Genomic DNA, 14,425 nt, shown 5'->3' with positions numbered 1-14,425 from the left:
ATGAAAACATTAAAAAATATATTAGTAGTAACCTGCCTATTACTTACTTGCTCATGCAAAAAGTTTTTGGAAGAACATCCAAAGTCTGTTCTGACGCCGGATGCCAACCTTTCAAGTGCAAAAGTAGCCAGGGCACTGGCCAACGGTGCTTATCAAAATTTCTCTGGTTTACTGGCCGGCCAACCGGGCTCATATGGTGGTAACACCTGGAACCTGATGGAGTTTATGACCGGTAAAGCAAACAGCGATCTTGGACAAACCGGTTTTGTAAACTTCCAGACGCTTATTTACAGCAATACATCATTCTATTTTGATACCTGGTGGCAACAAATGTACTTGGGTATTGGTGCAAGTAACCTGGCTATACAAAGGATACCTACCATCAGTGCAGCCGGCTTAACTGATGAGGCTAAAAATAACATGGTAGCCGAGGCCCGTACCATGCGCGCGCTGTATTATTTTTTCCTGGTTCGTATGTATGGTGCTGTACCTAAGGTGATCGAGCCGGCTAAGGATCTTAATCTGCAGGTTGCGCGCGTGCCAGCCAAACAGATCTACGATGAAGTGATCATCCCTGATTTGTTGGCAGCCGAAAAATCAACCCTGCCATGGAAAGATGTTACCGGTAAAGTATCAATGGGCGCTGTAGAATCACTTCTGGCCGATGTATATTTAACTTATGCAGGTGCTGCCATAAACGGAGGAGCTGCAAATTATGCAGAATCAGCCAAGCGTTCACTGGCAGTAATCCAGAATGGTGGCTATACGCTGTTCCCGAATTATACCGATATGATAAATCCTGCCAATAAAAATACCGGCGAATTTATTTTGCAGGTACAGTACGCAGCAGCTATTCCAATTACAAACCCGCTTACGCCACTAACCATTCCTAACTTTTCCGGAGTATCAAAATACTCTGATGAGTACGGATCAGTTTGGCCAACCGATCAATTCATTGCATCGTTCCCGGCTGGTGATAAACGTGTAGCCGAAAGACAATTCTTTTACACAAGCTACCCAAGTTCTAAAACACCAGGTCAAACCGTAGTATTTAAAAACCATTACATTTACAAATGGTTCGATGTGACCGCGGTTACCAATACTACCAAATCTGATTTAAACTACACTGTTTATCGTTTGGCTGATGTTTACCTGATGTATGCAGAGGCTTCAAACCGTGCTGGTAACGGTCCAAACGCAAATGCCATTCAATACGTAAATGCCATCCGTGCCAGAGCTAATCTGGCTCCGATTGGTGCATTGAGTATGGATGCGTTTGAGAAAGAGGTTTGGATACAACGTTATTATGAGCTTTGCTTTGAAAACAAAATGTGGTTTGATATGCTGCGTACCCGTAAGGTACATAATGATGTTACCGGTGCCTGGGATAATTTTGTAGGTCATAAAACTGTATTTAACGCTACGTTTGCCGACAAACAATTGTTGTTCCCTTTACCAAAACAGGAAACAGATGTTAATCCTAAATTATTACCAAATAACCCTGGTTTTTAATTAAAGCAGGTAATGAATAAAAAAAAGGACCGGTTTAAATAAACCGGTCCTTTTTTTTATTCTTTTTTCTGGTTGTTCTTTTCGGCTTGTTTTATTTTTTCCTGTATTTTACTAAAAAGAAGCTGGCTTCTATCTATATTATTTTGTTCTTCATCATAGTACCACCAGTTAAATAGCTGCTTTATTTTAAGGGAAATATCCGGGTATTGTAGTAATAAGTTATCCAACTCCCGAAGGTCTTGTTCAGAAGCTTCATCAGATAACTTTTTGGTTGCCAGGTTAAAGATGTGATCTTCCATGTTCATGTTGGGCAGTTGGTTTTCTTGGTAGCGGCATTTATATTATAAAATGTGTGCCATTATATAATTAATTGATTAAAAGATGTTTATTTCTGAGTTTTGTTGCACGGGATGTTCAGATTCGTACATATTGTTCGGTTTTGAACCTTGATATATATGATATTTCTTGTAATTATTAATTGCAAAAAACGCTAAATTGTCCTTTAACCTGTTGTTATTGTACCGTTTACTGAAATTTAAATAAACAAAAAATTACGATTATGGAAAATACTAACGAACGTATCACTATTAGTGAAACAAAGAAAGTACTTGATGTAAGCCATGCTCTTCTTGATGATTCAAGCTTTAGAATGATGAAAATGAACAACGCTTATTTTAATGATGTGTGCATGACCACGCTTAAAATAACCAATGCCAATTTGAGCGATCTGGAAATTGAAGGTGCACAACTTGGGGGCGCTTATATACATAATATTGGTATGCCGCCAAAGGGGCACCCAGCGTATGATGAAAATGCCAAACAAAGGCCATTACGGTTTGAAGACTGTAACCTGGAGAATAGTACCATTACCAATTGCAATCTTAAAGGTGCGACATTTGATAATTGCAACATGACCGGAACAACCATCAATGGTATCTTGGTTGAAGATCTCCTTAAAAATTATCACAAGTAAATACTTATATCTCTTTCAAGCCAAAAGCCTGAGCATTATAGTGCTCAGGCTTTTGGCTACTTTATTCTTCTTCATTTGCCGCGGTTAATGAGATATTCCCCATCACTAAAAACAATAAAGTAATTCCGTTTCACAGGTTTTTCTGTGATGGATAAATGGTGCAGAATCTATTTATAAAAAAATATAGTACTATGTATTGTATAGTACTGTGTTTTGTGTATGTTTGTAATGGGTTTTATAACGCACCATATTATATCATTATAACAGAGTATCATGAACACCAAAACTTTATTATCCACAGGTATTCTTATTCCTGTAGTTTTTTGGCTTTCAACCATTATATGTGGTTTTATTCATGGGGGATATAACCATTTGACCGGAACCATCAGCGAGTTAGGGGCCATAGGTACCAGATCTGAGCCATTAATGGCAACCTTAACCATGTTTGGAGCAGTATTAAGCATCTTTTTTATCATTGGCTTGTACGGAGCTTGTAAGCAATTAGGGCTCAGCACCATTCCGGTATATACGCTGCCCGCATTTACTATAATGATGGGCTGGGCAGCAATGTTTCATTCAGGTAACAGGTTCCACGCTACTGCCGGGCCAGTTTTTTTATTACTTTATCTCGGTACCTTGTTAGTTATCATTTTATGGCGCGGTAAACAGGAGTTGGTATCGGTCAGGTTGTTGTCACTGGTAAGCCTTGTAATTATGCTGCTCATATTTCTGCGCTTCGTGCCATCAGTTCAAAATAACTATCCCGGCCTTATTCAAAGGTTTGCTCATTTGGGCTGGTCGGTTTGGTTCGTGTTTTTAAGCACCAGTTTAATTAAGCTCATCTCTGTACAAGAACAAAAACAACAACAATTAACATAATTTTAAAAATTTAAAAAACATACATCATGAAAAAACTACAATTAATTGCTGCAATGGGTTTAATAGCGCTGGTAACTGCCTGCGGTACAGGGAAAAGACATACCACTATTGTGGAGAACGGCAATGGTATAAAGGTAAGGATAGAATACCTTGGCCAAACTTATTTTAATGCCGAAGGTACGGCCATTAAAAGTATTTCGCCAAATGGCTATGTAAAATATACCAGGGACGGTAAGGAGTTAATAGCCGAAAGCGACTATCATGGCAGGATCACTTATGAACTGAATGACGGCGGCAAACAAACCATGCTTGATGATGGCGGCAAGGAATTTTTGGCCCAGGCTGTTAAGGATATGATTAAACATGGTCATAATGCTGATGGTAGGTAAAACCTGATATAACCTTTAGTTGCAGCAGGTATTATTAATACCTGCTTTTTTTGTAAATAATTAAAAAAAACTATAATATTTAGCTGGTTTAATCTGTTAAAAACATATGAATATGAAATTTTATAGCCGCGTATTAGGATTATTTGTAGTCTCTCTGTTTAGTTACAGCTTAGTTAGCGCACAATCAGCACCAATGAAAACTCCCAAAAGCACCGACCAAACTTTGCAAATAAGCCGGAAGAAGATTGATTCCCTGGATAAGGCACTGATAACACTACTTGGCGAGCGGGAAAGAGTGGTAAAGGAAATAGGTGTTTATAAAGCCCAAAACAACATCCCGGCGCTTCAGGCCGACCGCTTTAAGCAGGTGATTCAAAAAAGTATTGAAGCCGGTAAAAAAGAAGGATTATCAGAAACTTTTGTTACCGAATTAATGAATGCCATACATAAAGAAAGCTTGCGGATAGAAGAGGAAATCAAGGCACAAAAGTAATGAGTACCAGGATCCAAAACGCTAACAACCATATCATAGAGTTTTTTTTATGGGAGAATGACGATCAGCTGGAAATTCAGTTAGAACCTGAAGCAATTATATTTAGGGTTGAGCCTGGTAATTCTATCAAACTTATTGCTGTCAATTGCGCAATGGAATTTTCATGAGCAGTAAGAATTTCGAGTAATAGAAACGGTCTTCAGTTATTCCCCGACAGTGAAGGCAGCTATGATATAGAAATATATGAGAATGACACTTTACTTGATAATTGGTTCAAATATATGTGATCCCCCTGTCAATAGGATCTAATTTAATCACAATCGAATTTTGTATTAAACCGCATCAAAATTTAATTCAGAGCCGGCCGCTCCAGACGGAACAGCCTGATTATGAGATTTTTTGACGCTAAATAAGTCCGGTATTAAACCGTATCAATTTTATACCAAGTAATTATAAATCAATTATTTATACGAGTCTATTTGCTTTATTCTGATTAACTTTAATAAATTTGAATTGCCGGAAACGCTAAATATAAGCGATGTTCAAGCCCCGGCTTCCTATTACAATAAATCATGAAGAAAGAATTTTTAATTGCCTGCTTAATCGCAGGTGGCTTAGCAAAGGCTGGTTTTGTAAATGCCCAGGGTGCCTCACCTTTTTCTATAAATAATAAAACGGTTAAGGTAATTGTTTCTGAGAAAGAAGCAGGGTATAAGTTTACTTCAACCGAAACGCTTCAGTTTTCTGATAAACCACAGCCCGCCGAAACCGATGTTTCAGTTTTTGTTGATCCAGCTAAAACATTCCAAACCATGCTTGGCGTGGGTGGCGCCTTAACCGATGCCTCGGCCGAGGTGTTCTACAAGTTGCCAAAAGATAAACAAAAAGAATTTTTAACCGCGTATTACGATAAAGACAAAGGCATTGGTTATACCATGGCCCGTACCAATATTCAAAGCTGCGATTTTTCGAGTGCAAGCTACAGCTATGTTAAAGAAGGCGACGCCGACCTCAAAACATTTGACATCGCCCATGATAAAACTTACCGTATACCATTTATAAAAGCCGCTATGGCTGCCGCTGGTGGCAAATTAAACCTGTTTGTTTCGCCCTGGAGCCCGCCGGCTTTTATGAAAGACAATAATGATGTATTGCACGGCGGTAAACTTAAACCTGAATTTGACCAAAGCTGGGCCAATTTTTTTGTGAAGTTTATAAAAGCATACGAAAAGGAAGGTATCCCGGTATGGGGGCTTTCGGTACAGAACGAGCCTATGGCTAAGCAAACCTGGGAATCATGTATGTTTACTGCCGAAGAAGAACGCGATTTTGTAAAAAACTTTTTAGGTCCAACTTTACACAAACAAGGCCTTGCCGATAAAAAGCTGATCATTTGGGATCATAACCGCGATTTGCTTTATCAGCGCGCCAGCACCGTATTGGAAGATCCTGAAGCCGCAAAATATGTATGGGGTGTTGGTTTCCATTGGTACGAAACCTGGACCGGTGCAGGCCAGCAGTTTGAAAGTACCAGGCGCGTACATGAGTCATTCCCTGATAAAAACCTGATATTTACTGAAGGTTGCATTGAAAAGTTTGATCTCGCTAAGGTCAATGATTGGTCGCTTGGCGAAAGATATGGCCTATCCATGATCAATGATTTTAATGCAGGTACTGTAGCCTGGACCGACTGGAATATCCTGCTTGATGAAAAAGGCGGCCCCAACCATGTTGGCAACTTTTGCTTTGCACCTATACATGCCGATACCAAAACCGGCAACCTGATCTATACCAGTTCATATTATTACCTGGGTCATTTTTCAAAATTTATTCATCCCGGTGCTAAACGCATTAGTGCGGTAGCCAGCAGGGATAAGCTATTAACTACAGCTTACATCAACCCCGATGGTAAACTTGCCGTTGTGGTGATGAATAAAACGGACGAAAAAATAGAGTACAGCCTGTGGATAAAAGGCAAAGCTGCAAAAACAACCAGCCTGCCACACTCTATCGCTACTTTAATAGTAGAATAAAAAGTTTTTATACTAATCAACTAAATCTCAGGTATGGCGGATCATTTATGGTCCGCCATTATCATTTCAGGGAAAGTGATTTGTTTTTTGTTACCTATGTCCGAACTTATCCCAAAACCACTGTTTTGTTTTTGTAAACAAAAACCCTGTCCTCAAATACCAGTTTAAGCGCGTTTGCCAGCACAGCGGTTTCAATTTCCTGACCGGCTTTTACCATGGTAGCTGCCGTAAAAGAATGATTTACCGGGATGATCTGCTGGGCAATGATAGGCCCCTCGTCTAACTCGTCTGATACAAAATGGGCAGTAGCACCTATGAGTTTTACCCCACGTTCAAAGGCCCGTTTATAAGGGTTGGCCCCAATAAATGCCGGTAAAAAGGAGTGGTGTATATTAATAACCCGCATAGGGAATTTTGTCACAAAAGCAGGCGATAAAATACGCATGAATTTAGCCAGCACAATATAATCGGGAGCGTATTGCGCTATCACATTGTTTATTTGCTGTTCAAACTCAGCCTTGCTAATCTGCTCATGCGAGATGTGGTAAAAAGGCATATCAAAGCGCTCGCAAATGTTTTGCAGCGTAGTATGGTTGCCAATTACGCATTGTACCGTAGCACCAAGTGTTTTAAAGTGATTACGTATGAGTATATCGGCAAGGCAATGATATTCTTTGGTGACCAATACCACCACTTTTTTATAAGGAATGGGGTTTACAGAAATAATGGCGTCGGCAGGCAGTACTTCTCTTAATGTTCCTTCAAGGTGGTGCCCATCTCCATCCTCAACTTCCAGGCGCATAAAAAATACATTTTCGGCCTTATCAACATGTTCGCGCATCGAAACAATGTTTAGCTGATGTTTGGCTAATATGGCAGATATAGAGGCAACCAAACCAACCTGGTCCTTACATTGAATAACAATAATCATAGTTTAATGATACAAAGAATTTTGTTGTAATTTACAAACAGGCACTATTTATGCAAATAATTATAGGTTTTAAAATAAGGGTGATGCTTTGTATCAAAGCGCTAATTACCTGCGTAAAGGCTTATATATAAACCTTATAGTATGAAATGTTTTACTTTGATTTTTGCAATGATCACCCTGTGCAGTGTGAGCTCCTGCAATAAGGATAAGATGCCAACGTCAACTTCCATAATTGGCAAATGGCGCTGGGTAAAATCAGTTGGCGGCATAGCCGGATCTACCGTAACACCTCAAAGCACAGGGTATAACTTGAGCGAAGAGTTTAAGGCTGATAGTACATTTAAAAGATTTAAAAACGATTCCTTAATAGCTCAGGGCAAGTTTTCAATAGTCCGTAATTATAAATACGCATCAACAGAAACCATTGATGTACTAAAAACGGGAGGTCCGGATGATCTGGCGTTCGTTATCAGGAACGATAGTCTTTTTGTTAGTGATATATTTATAAGTGATGGTTTTAACACTGCATATGTGAGGGTAAAGTAGTATTAACTATTGGGCAGCTCATCAGGGATAAAGTTTATCTGGTTAGGTTGATCAAATGCCACATAAACGCGTCGCCATGGCTCATCATCAATCAGGTGCCATTTGTGGGCAGTGCCGGTTGTGTCGGTAGCAATTAATATTTCACCCGGTTTCAAAATAAAAGTTTCGCCAGTTTGGGTTTCAAATACAAGTGTGCCCGATAGGTTGATCACATATTGTTCCACAGGTGCATTATGCCATTCATAAAACGAATGAGGCGGCGATTCCTGAAACCTGATGGATGTAGCCTGATTAAACTGCCCTTCGGCCACGGTACCGGTTTGTATGTGCGAATTACCATCAGAACCTGTAAATAATTTATAAGCTTTTATCATTTTATAACCCCCAATTAAGCAGTGCGGCTAAGCTAAGATATTTATATATTTTAGCAATGAGGCTTACATAATGGCATTGTAAATTAATTGGAACAGTGGTATATCTGTCTGTATTTTAATAAGTTATACTTTTAATAAAACGCAGATTCCCCTATTTTAAAACTTACCGGCGTTTAATTGGTTGATATAATTTATGAGTTCAGCCGTTTCACTCAGGAAATTCCAGTTCTTTCCATTTATTATCAATTTATTGATCGTGCTGGCCATTGGTTTTGTGGCCTCACTTGTTACCCGGCCCGAAATACCGGGATGGTACAGTACCCTTAAAAAGCCATCGTTTAATCCGCCACCGTGGTTATTTGCACCCGTATGGACATGTTTGTATATATTGATAGCCATAGCCGCTTACCTGATCTGGAAACACAGGAGCCGCAAGCCAGCTTATAAAGTTACCCGGGCAATTTACTTTATACAGTTATTTTTGAATTTTTTATGGTCCATAGTGTTTTTTGGTTTGCATGAAATATTTGGAGCTCTTGTTATTATTATTTTACTGTGGATAAGTATTGGTATAACCATTAACTGGTTTAATAAGTTCAATAAAATTGCGGGCTGGTTGCTTATACCTTATTTGCTGTGGGTAAGCTTTGCGGGCGTGCTAAATGCAAGTATATATTTCTTGAACAGATAGCCCAAAAAACACTATTTTTATTGCGTGCATTTTGTACAGAATTGAATTGGTTTATAAAAAAAATGAAAAAACTATTACTCTTATTCTGCCTTGTTATGGCCGCTCATAGCTTTGTTTTTGCAGATGCAATTGCTATAAATCACTTTGTAATAAAAGAAAATCCATTTGCTGTTGATGAGGTGGCTGTTGTTGCAACTGATACCGCCGGTGTAATACAGGAAAATGTAAACGGCGTATTTACATTTGTAATGAACGGGTTTCAGGAGCAATTAAAGTTTGAAAAGGGTACCGCCTTTTACAGGCATAAGCTTGACCGCTCCAGTTTTTTATATGCCAAGCACATGAATGATAGCGGTACACACTCTATCTTGTACTATATCTATAAACACGATAGCAAACTAAGTCCCTTCCATATCAGCTGGATATTGCTGCTGGCTATACCGCTGGCTTTGGTATTACTGGCTTATATGTTTAAGCGGTTCATCATAATTGCAGTAATTATATTCTGTATATTCCTGTATTTTAATTACCATAATGGCCTAAGCATTCCCACCTTTTTTGAGAGTATAATTGATGGCTTGAAGGGAATGTTTTAAGGGAAGCTTAAAGCGGAAAAGCATAAGGCTTAAAGGTATTGGCCTGTCACCCTGAGCCTGTCGAAGGGTAGCGCACAGAGGCCTTTGCCTACGAGTCTTCGACAGGCTCAGACTGACAGGCCGTTTAGCGGTTGTGTTAATTCACTAACCCAATAATTCAAAATTAAAAAGGCAGCCCTATACCAAAGTTCAGCTGCATAAAATTATAGCTTTCACCATTACTTTGAAGGTAGGCTCTTTTAAACGGGCCGGTGCTAAATAATTCATTGGCATGTTTAAATAATACCCATTGGTCTGATCCGTTGAACTGCGGATCTTTAAATTTAAACGCTGCATCAAGCCTGAAAACAAAGAAACTCAGATCGAAGCGTAAACCTGTGCCTATCCCTACAGCGGTTGATTGTAAAATGTTATCAAACCTGAATTCGCCGTTAGGGTTTTCGGTTTTTTTACCTAAACGCCATACGTTACCAGCATCTATAAATACGGCGCCTTTTAGCTTGGCTCCAAAAAAGTTATCGGCCAGTTTATAGCGGTATTCGGCGTTCCCAATTATTTTTATTTCGCCAAATTGATCCAGGTATTTTAACCGGGAGCGGTTAGTAGTATCAGTTCCATAATAGGTGCCGCGGTTAAATTGCCCCGGGCCCAGGGTACGTGGCAGCCAGGCCCTGATATCATTGGCACCGCCGGTATAAAAGTTTTTCTCAAATATTAGCGCGTTACTATTACCGTAAGGAATACCGATCCCCGGATTTATACGGAATACAAACTGTCGTTCACCACCCAGGCTGCGATAAATACGCAGATCGAGCTCAGTTTTGGTATATTGAGAAAAGGCATAGCCAAAAATTTTGCGTTGCCCGGCTGTGTCTCTCGGTGCATTAAACGTGTTGCCAAGGAGACTAAGGAAATTACCACCCACATCTAAACTTCCACGGAAATAGGTAAAATTTTTGTAAGAGTTTAACTCGATTGCATTATACTGAAATGTATATTGACTACCGGTAGTGAAAGTTGTACGGCCAATGAGGTACACATAAGAGTATCTGTTTTGCTTTAGCAGGGAATCTTTGGCTGCCGGATCAATTACACCTCTTGAAAACTCAATATTAATGGGTGTAATGGTATGCTGTTTGCGGCCGGTTTCAAAAAAGTCATAACTTATTGAGTTAATAAAGCTTTCGCGTTTAACCAGCCCCTTTTGAAAAAACAAGGAGTAATTACTGGAGAAGGTAGTGTGCGGTACACCATATTTACCCAAAAGCGGGAAGGAGAATGGCGTTAAAATACGGGGATAAATAAGGTTAACACCCACCCTGAATTCCTGGTTTTGAATACCTGTATTGCCGCTTGGTCCATTATCAAATAAAACGCTCCAGTTAAGTTTTACCTGTAGTATGGCCGCCTGTTTAAATACGTTACGATCTGTAAAAGTATTACCAACGTTGTACCCATAACGGCCCGAGCTAAACAGGAACTCGCCCTCAACCCTGTCTGACATTTGTTTGAGCGGTACAATATCTATTTTGGTATTTAAACGGTGGGTACTGTCAGGCAGTTTTTCGTAAGTAGGGTTGGGTACGTTACGAAATACGTTTAATTCCGAAAGACGTGTTGTAGTAAGGGTTTGTTTATCAATATCGTATATCTGTCCTTTTTTCTGAAAAGTATAATCAATTACTGTTCGTGGTTTAAACTTGCCCGAAAAGTCAACAAACCTGAATTGTGAATCAACTTGCAGGGTATCAGCTTTTCCGGGGGTGCGCCCGTTACTTTTTGAAATAGTGATCAGGGTGTTATTAATAGTATAAACCGGATGCTCGGTTTTGCCTGCAGGATTGTCAATGATCATTTTAACATCCACCACACTATTGTTAAAGGTAGAATCGTAATTGAAATTGATATACTGCCTGTAAAAATCATAATAGCCGTTACGTTTCATCAACAGGTAAAGCTCATCGCGGTCATGAGCCAAACTATCGGTATCAAAACGGCCGCCGGGCGAAATGTGCGATATTTTGTTGCGGTTTTGGTTAAACAGGTTTTTAATGTTTTTATCAGCAATGCTATCCGTAACCTTGCGTATCCTGAACATTGGGCCTTCCTGGGCTGTAAAAACCAGCTCGGCCTTTTGTTTTTTGATGATAATGCTGTCGGTTATTTTGGCTTTAAGATACCCACGGTTTTGAATATATTTTTCCATCTGAAAACGCGAATATTCAACCAGGTTACTATCAAGAATAGCAGGCGCCTCACCAATGTTCTTTTTGCCTTTTTTACTGAAAAGGTAATAAAATTGCAGGTTGAGCCAGTTGTTAGGCTGCTGCTCTTTATCTACATAGTTTACAGCAGCTTCGGCAAACTGCTCATCTATCCCCTTAATAGTAATTTTGCGTACCAGGGCCTGGTTTTTATCAATACCACGTGTAATACTGCAGCCCGACCCTATAATGAGCAGCAAAATACTTAATATTGTAAGGCGGTAAACAGCAGGTATACTATATGCTTTCAAAATCACAGATCAGTTTATTAACATCCTTACAACATAAAAAATTCCGCAGGGAACATGGCCTTTTCATGGTTGAGGGCTATAAATCAGTTACCGAATTTATAAACTCTGCATACCAGGTAGATACTATTTATCATACCCCTGCAATTGCCCCAAAATTGCTGAAATTATCCCGAAAAATAAATTTTCAGGAGATTTCATTAAATGAACTCGAAAAAATCAGCACATTGAAAACGCCGCAGGAGATAATTGGTTTGGTTAAAATACCAATATGGCCAATATTAAATTATAACAGCCTGAAACAAAAGTTCTCATTGGTGCTTGACAGCATACAGGATCCGGGCAATATGGGCACTATTATACGCACAGCTGATTGGTTTGGCATTAACGATATTATTTGCTCGGAAGATACGGTTGATGTATATAACCCCAAAGTAGTGCAGGCCACCATGGGTTCATTAGCAAGGGTAAATATACATTATGTTAATCTTATACATGTTTTACCCCAAATTGAACTACCTTTATTTGGCGCTATGTTAAATGGAGAAAATATATATAATACCAATTTTGGCAATGAAGGTTTGCTGGTTATGGGCAACGAAGGCAACGGAATAAGCCCGGATATTGAGCGGCTGATAACCAGTGCGGTAACCATTCCGCGTGCTGGAAATGCCGAATCATTGAATGTGGCCATAGCCACTGCCATACTGTGTTCTGAAATAAAAAGAATTTCAATGAAATAAATATTGGCTACCAATAAATAAATTACTATTTTTGCAATCCTTAAAAACAGGGTCGGGTGGCCGAGTGGCTAGGCAGAGGTCTGCAAAACCTTTTACAGCGGTTCGAATCCGCTCCCGACCTCAAGGGTATTAAAAAATTTAAAATAACAACACCATGGGCGTTACACGTTTAAAAAGAAAAGATAGAAAAAACAAAACTACTTCGCGTTTAGAAGTTCAGTTTTTGAAGCTGGCTACCAACCTGGAGTACGGAAGCCGTTCTGCTGAATCAAAACACAGCCAGATAGCTAAAAACAATGCAGCTTTAGATATCGCTACAGGTAAATAATTCTATTTGTTTTTTGGCGCATAAGCGCTTAAATGATCTTATAAATCCTGCTGGTTTCAGAAACCGGCAGGATTTTTTTATGCGCTATATTTTTGACCGCTGATTTTTTTTGATTAAATGATTTCGTTGATTTTGTCTGAACCGGGATTTTTAGGATTAAAGGATTTCCTCGATTTCTAAAAATCCTGAGAATCCCACAATCTGTTTAATCCCGGTTCAGACAAAAAACTATTCAGACAATATTCTTTTATTTATCCTGCCAATCAATCCCGGCCCTTCGTAAATAAAACCGGTATAAAGCTGTACCAGCGATGCGCCTGCCTGTAATTTCTCTATCGCGTCATCGGCAGAGTGGATGCCGCCTACACCAATTATAGGGAATGATCCGTTTGATTTTTTATGTAGATACCCGATCACCTCGGTTGAGCGTTTGGTTAAGGGTTTGCCACTCAGGCCACCCATTTCACTTTTTAAACTTTCGGCAGCAGTTAAGTTTTCACGGCTGATGGTAGTATTTGTAGCAATAATGCCCGCTATGCCTGTTTGCTGTACAATATCCACAATATCATCCAATTGCGAATCTGTCAAATCTGGTGCTATTTTTAATAGGATAGGTCGGCTAATGCCGTTTTTTGAATTGCGCTGCTGCAGGGTATTGAGTAAATTCATCAGCGGCTCTTTCTCCTGCAATTCGCGCAGCCCTGGCGTATTCGGCGAGCTCACATTCACCACAAAATAATCAACCACATCAAACAGGCGATCAAAACATTTAATATAATCGTCAACGGCATTTTCGTTGGGTGTAACCTTATTTTTACCAATGTTACCACCGATGATCAAATCCTTTTGGGCTCCTTTAGCATTTCTGCGGAAAGCAGCTATTCGTTCTGCTGCAACATCAACGCCAAAATTATTAAAACCCATGCGGTTAATGAGAGCCCCATCTTCTGGTAAACGGAACATGCGGGGTTTAGGGTTGCCAGGTTGGGGCAGGGGAGTAACGGTACCTATCTCCACAAAGCCAAAACCAATGTTGGCCATTTCGCCCATCAGTTCGGCATTTTTATCAAAGCCGGCAGCCAGGCCCACCGGATTTTTAAATTGCAAGCCGAACACTTCTTTTTTAAGCCGTGGGTTGTTTACATCCCATATAGCCCTGTTTAAAGCCGCACCACCAGGAAAACGGTTAAAGCGCTTTAAATTGCGGGTTACAAAATAATGTACTTTTTCGGGATCGAACTGGAACAGGATGGGTTTTAATAAAAAATACATGTTGCGAAGTTAGCACATTACTTAATGTGTGTAAACCAGAAATTTATGATTTATTAACCTGCTATTATATTAATCATTCAATTGATAATACAAAAAACAACAAAGTTTAAAAAATTCAGGTAAATAAGTAAATTCGAAAATTCTGTTATAACT

At 39.5% G+C, this 14,425-nt stretch carries 16 protein-coding genes and 1 tRNA gene; 12 read left to right on the top strand and 5 right to left on the bottom strand.

Going from position 1 to position 14,425, the window contains the following annotated elements; genetic code table 11:
* On the top strand, positions 1-1,512 hold the full coding sequence (locus M2273_RS26735) for a RagB/SusD family nutrient uptake outer membrane protein (protein WP_429400839.1): 1,512 nt from the start codon (positions 1-3) through the stop codon (positions 1,510-1,512).
* Between the two features lie 56 nt (positions 1,513-1,568).
* On the opposite strand, the gene M2273_RS26730 is transcribed toward M2273_RS26735, so the two are convergent.
* The gene (locus M2273_RS26730) at positions 1,569-1,811 is read right to left on the bottom strand and encodes a hypothetical protein (RefSeq protein ID WP_429400838.1); all 243 of its coding nucleotides are present in this window, start codon (positions 1,809-1,811) and stop codon (positions 1,569-1,571) included.
* A gap of 260 nt (positions 1,812-2,071) precedes the next feature.
* On the opposite strand from M2273_RS26730, the gene M2273_RS26725 reads away from it, so the two are divergent.
* From M2273_RS26725 to M2273_RS26705, 5 genes are all read left to right on the top strand, one after another.
* Complete coding sequence (locus tag M2273_RS26725; RefSeq protein ID WP_429400837.1) at positions 2,072-2,485, top strand: pentapeptide repeat-containing protein; 414 nt, start codon at positions 2,072-2,074, stop codon at positions 2,483-2,485.
* 273 nt (positions 2,486-2,758) lie between these two features.
* Complete coding sequence (locus M2273_RS26720) at positions 2,759-3,364, top strand: DUF998 domain-containing protein (protein WP_429400836.1); 606 nt, start codon at positions 2,759-2,761, stop codon at positions 3,362-3,364.
* 26 nt (positions 3,365-3,390) lie between these two features.
* The gene (locus tag M2273_RS26715) at positions 3,391-3,753 is read left to right on the top strand and encodes a hypothetical protein (RefSeq protein ID WP_429400835.1); all 363 of its coding nucleotides are present in this window, start codon (positions 3,391-3,393) and stop codon (positions 3,751-3,753) included.
* Between the two features lie 112 nt (positions 3,754-3,865).
* Complete coding sequence (locus M2273_RS26710) at positions 3,866-4,246, top strand: chorismate mutase (protein ID WP_429400834.1); 381 nt, start codon at positions 3,866-3,868, stop codon at positions 4,244-4,246.
* A gap of 572 nt (positions 4,247-4,818) precedes the next feature.
* Complete coding sequence (locus tag M2273_RS26705; protein WP_429400833.1) at positions 4,819-6,279, top strand: glycoside hydrolase family 30 protein; 1,461 nt, start codon at positions 4,819-4,821, stop codon at positions 6,277-6,279.
* Positions 6,280-6,385: 106 nt separating this feature from the next.
* Here M2273_RS26705 and purU read toward each other — a convergent pair whose 3' ends face one another.
* The gene (gene purU / locus M2273_RS26700) at positions 6,386-7,210 is read right to left on the bottom strand and encodes a formyltetrahydrofolate deformylase (RefSeq protein WP_429400832.1); all 825 of its coding nucleotides are present in this window, start codon (positions 7,208-7,210) and stop codon (positions 6,386-6,388) included.
* Between the two features lie 141 nt (positions 7,211-7,351).
* Here purU and M2273_RS26695 point away from each other — a divergent pair, with 141 nt between their 5' ends.
* Positions 7,352-7,756, top strand: a complete 405-nt coding sequence (locus M2273_RS26695; RefSeq protein ID WP_429400831.1) for a hypothetical protein — start codon at positions 7,352-7,354, stop codon at positions 7,754-7,756.
* Between the two features lie 2 nt (positions 7,757-7,758).
* Here the strand turns inward: M2273_RS26695 and M2273_RS26690 are convergent, their stop codons facing one another.
* Positions 7,759-8,130: a hypothetical protein gene (locus M2273_RS26690; RefSeq protein ID WP_429400830.1), complete on the bottom strand. Its 372-nt coding sequence runs from the start codon at positions 8,128-8,130 to the stop codon at positions 7,759-7,761.
* A 193-nt stretch (positions 8,131-8,323) separates the two neighbouring features.
* On the opposite strand from M2273_RS26690, the gene M2273_RS26685 reads away from it, so the two are divergent.
* Positions 8,324-8,821, top strand: a complete 498-nt coding sequence (locus tag M2273_RS26685) for a TspO/MBR family protein (protein ID WP_429400829.1) — start codon at positions 8,324-8,326, stop codon at positions 8,819-8,821.
* A gap of 62 nt (positions 8,822-8,883) precedes the next feature.
* Positions 8,884-9,417, top strand: coding sequence for a hypothetical protein (locus tag M2273_RS26680; RefSeq protein WP_429400828.1), 534 nt, complete (start codon positions 8,884-8,886; stop codon positions 9,415-9,417).
* A gap of 163 nt (positions 9,418-9,580) precedes the next feature.
* Here the strand turns inward: M2273_RS26680 and M2273_RS26675 are convergent, their stop codons facing one another.
* Positions 9,581-11,932 carry a BamA/TamA family outer membrane protein gene (locus M2273_RS26675; protein ID WP_429400827.1) on the bottom strand — a complete coding sequence of 784 codons (2,352 nt, stop codon included), beginning with the start codon at positions 11,930-11,932 and terminating at the stop codon, positions 9,581-9,583.
* Here M2273_RS26675 and M2273_RS26670 point away from each other — a divergent pair.
* From M2273_RS26670 to M2273_RS26660, 3 genes are all read left to right on the top strand, one after another.
* Complete coding sequence (locus M2273_RS26670) at positions 11,923-12,672, top strand: TrmH family RNA methyltransferase (protein ID WP_429400826.1); 750 nt, start codon at positions 11,923-11,925, stop codon at positions 12,670-12,672. The genes M2273_RS26675 and M2273_RS26670 overlap by 10 nt on opposite strands.
* 50 nt (positions 12,673-12,722) lie before the next feature.
* A tRNA-Cys gene (locus M2273_RS26665) sits at positions 12,723-12,793 on the top strand.
* 33 nt (positions 12,794-12,826) lie between these two features.
* Complete coding sequence (locus M2273_RS26660; protein ID WP_429400825.1) at positions 12,827-13,000, top strand: spore protein; 174 nt, start codon at positions 12,827-12,829, stop codon at positions 12,998-13,000.
* 228 nt (positions 13,001-13,228) lie between these two features.
* Here the strand turns inward: M2273_RS26660 and M2273_RS26655 are convergent, their stop codons facing one another.
* A complete protein-coding gene (locus M2273_RS26655; protein ID WP_429400824.1) occupies positions 13,229-14,272 on the bottom strand; it encodes a quinone-dependent dihydroorotate dehydrogenase in 1,044 nt (347 codons plus the stop codon).
* Positions 14,273-14,425: the final 153 nt, after the last annotated feature.

The organism is Mucilaginibacter lappiensis (assembly GCF_050433765.1).
GTDB classification, from domain to species: Bacteria; Bacteroidota; Bacteroidia; order Sphingobacteriales; family Sphingobacteriaceae; genus Mucilaginibacter; species Mucilaginibacter lappiensis_A.
The sequence above is the reverse complement of the archived record's forward strand: the minus strand, read 5'-3'. Positions and strand labels throughout refer to the sequence as shown.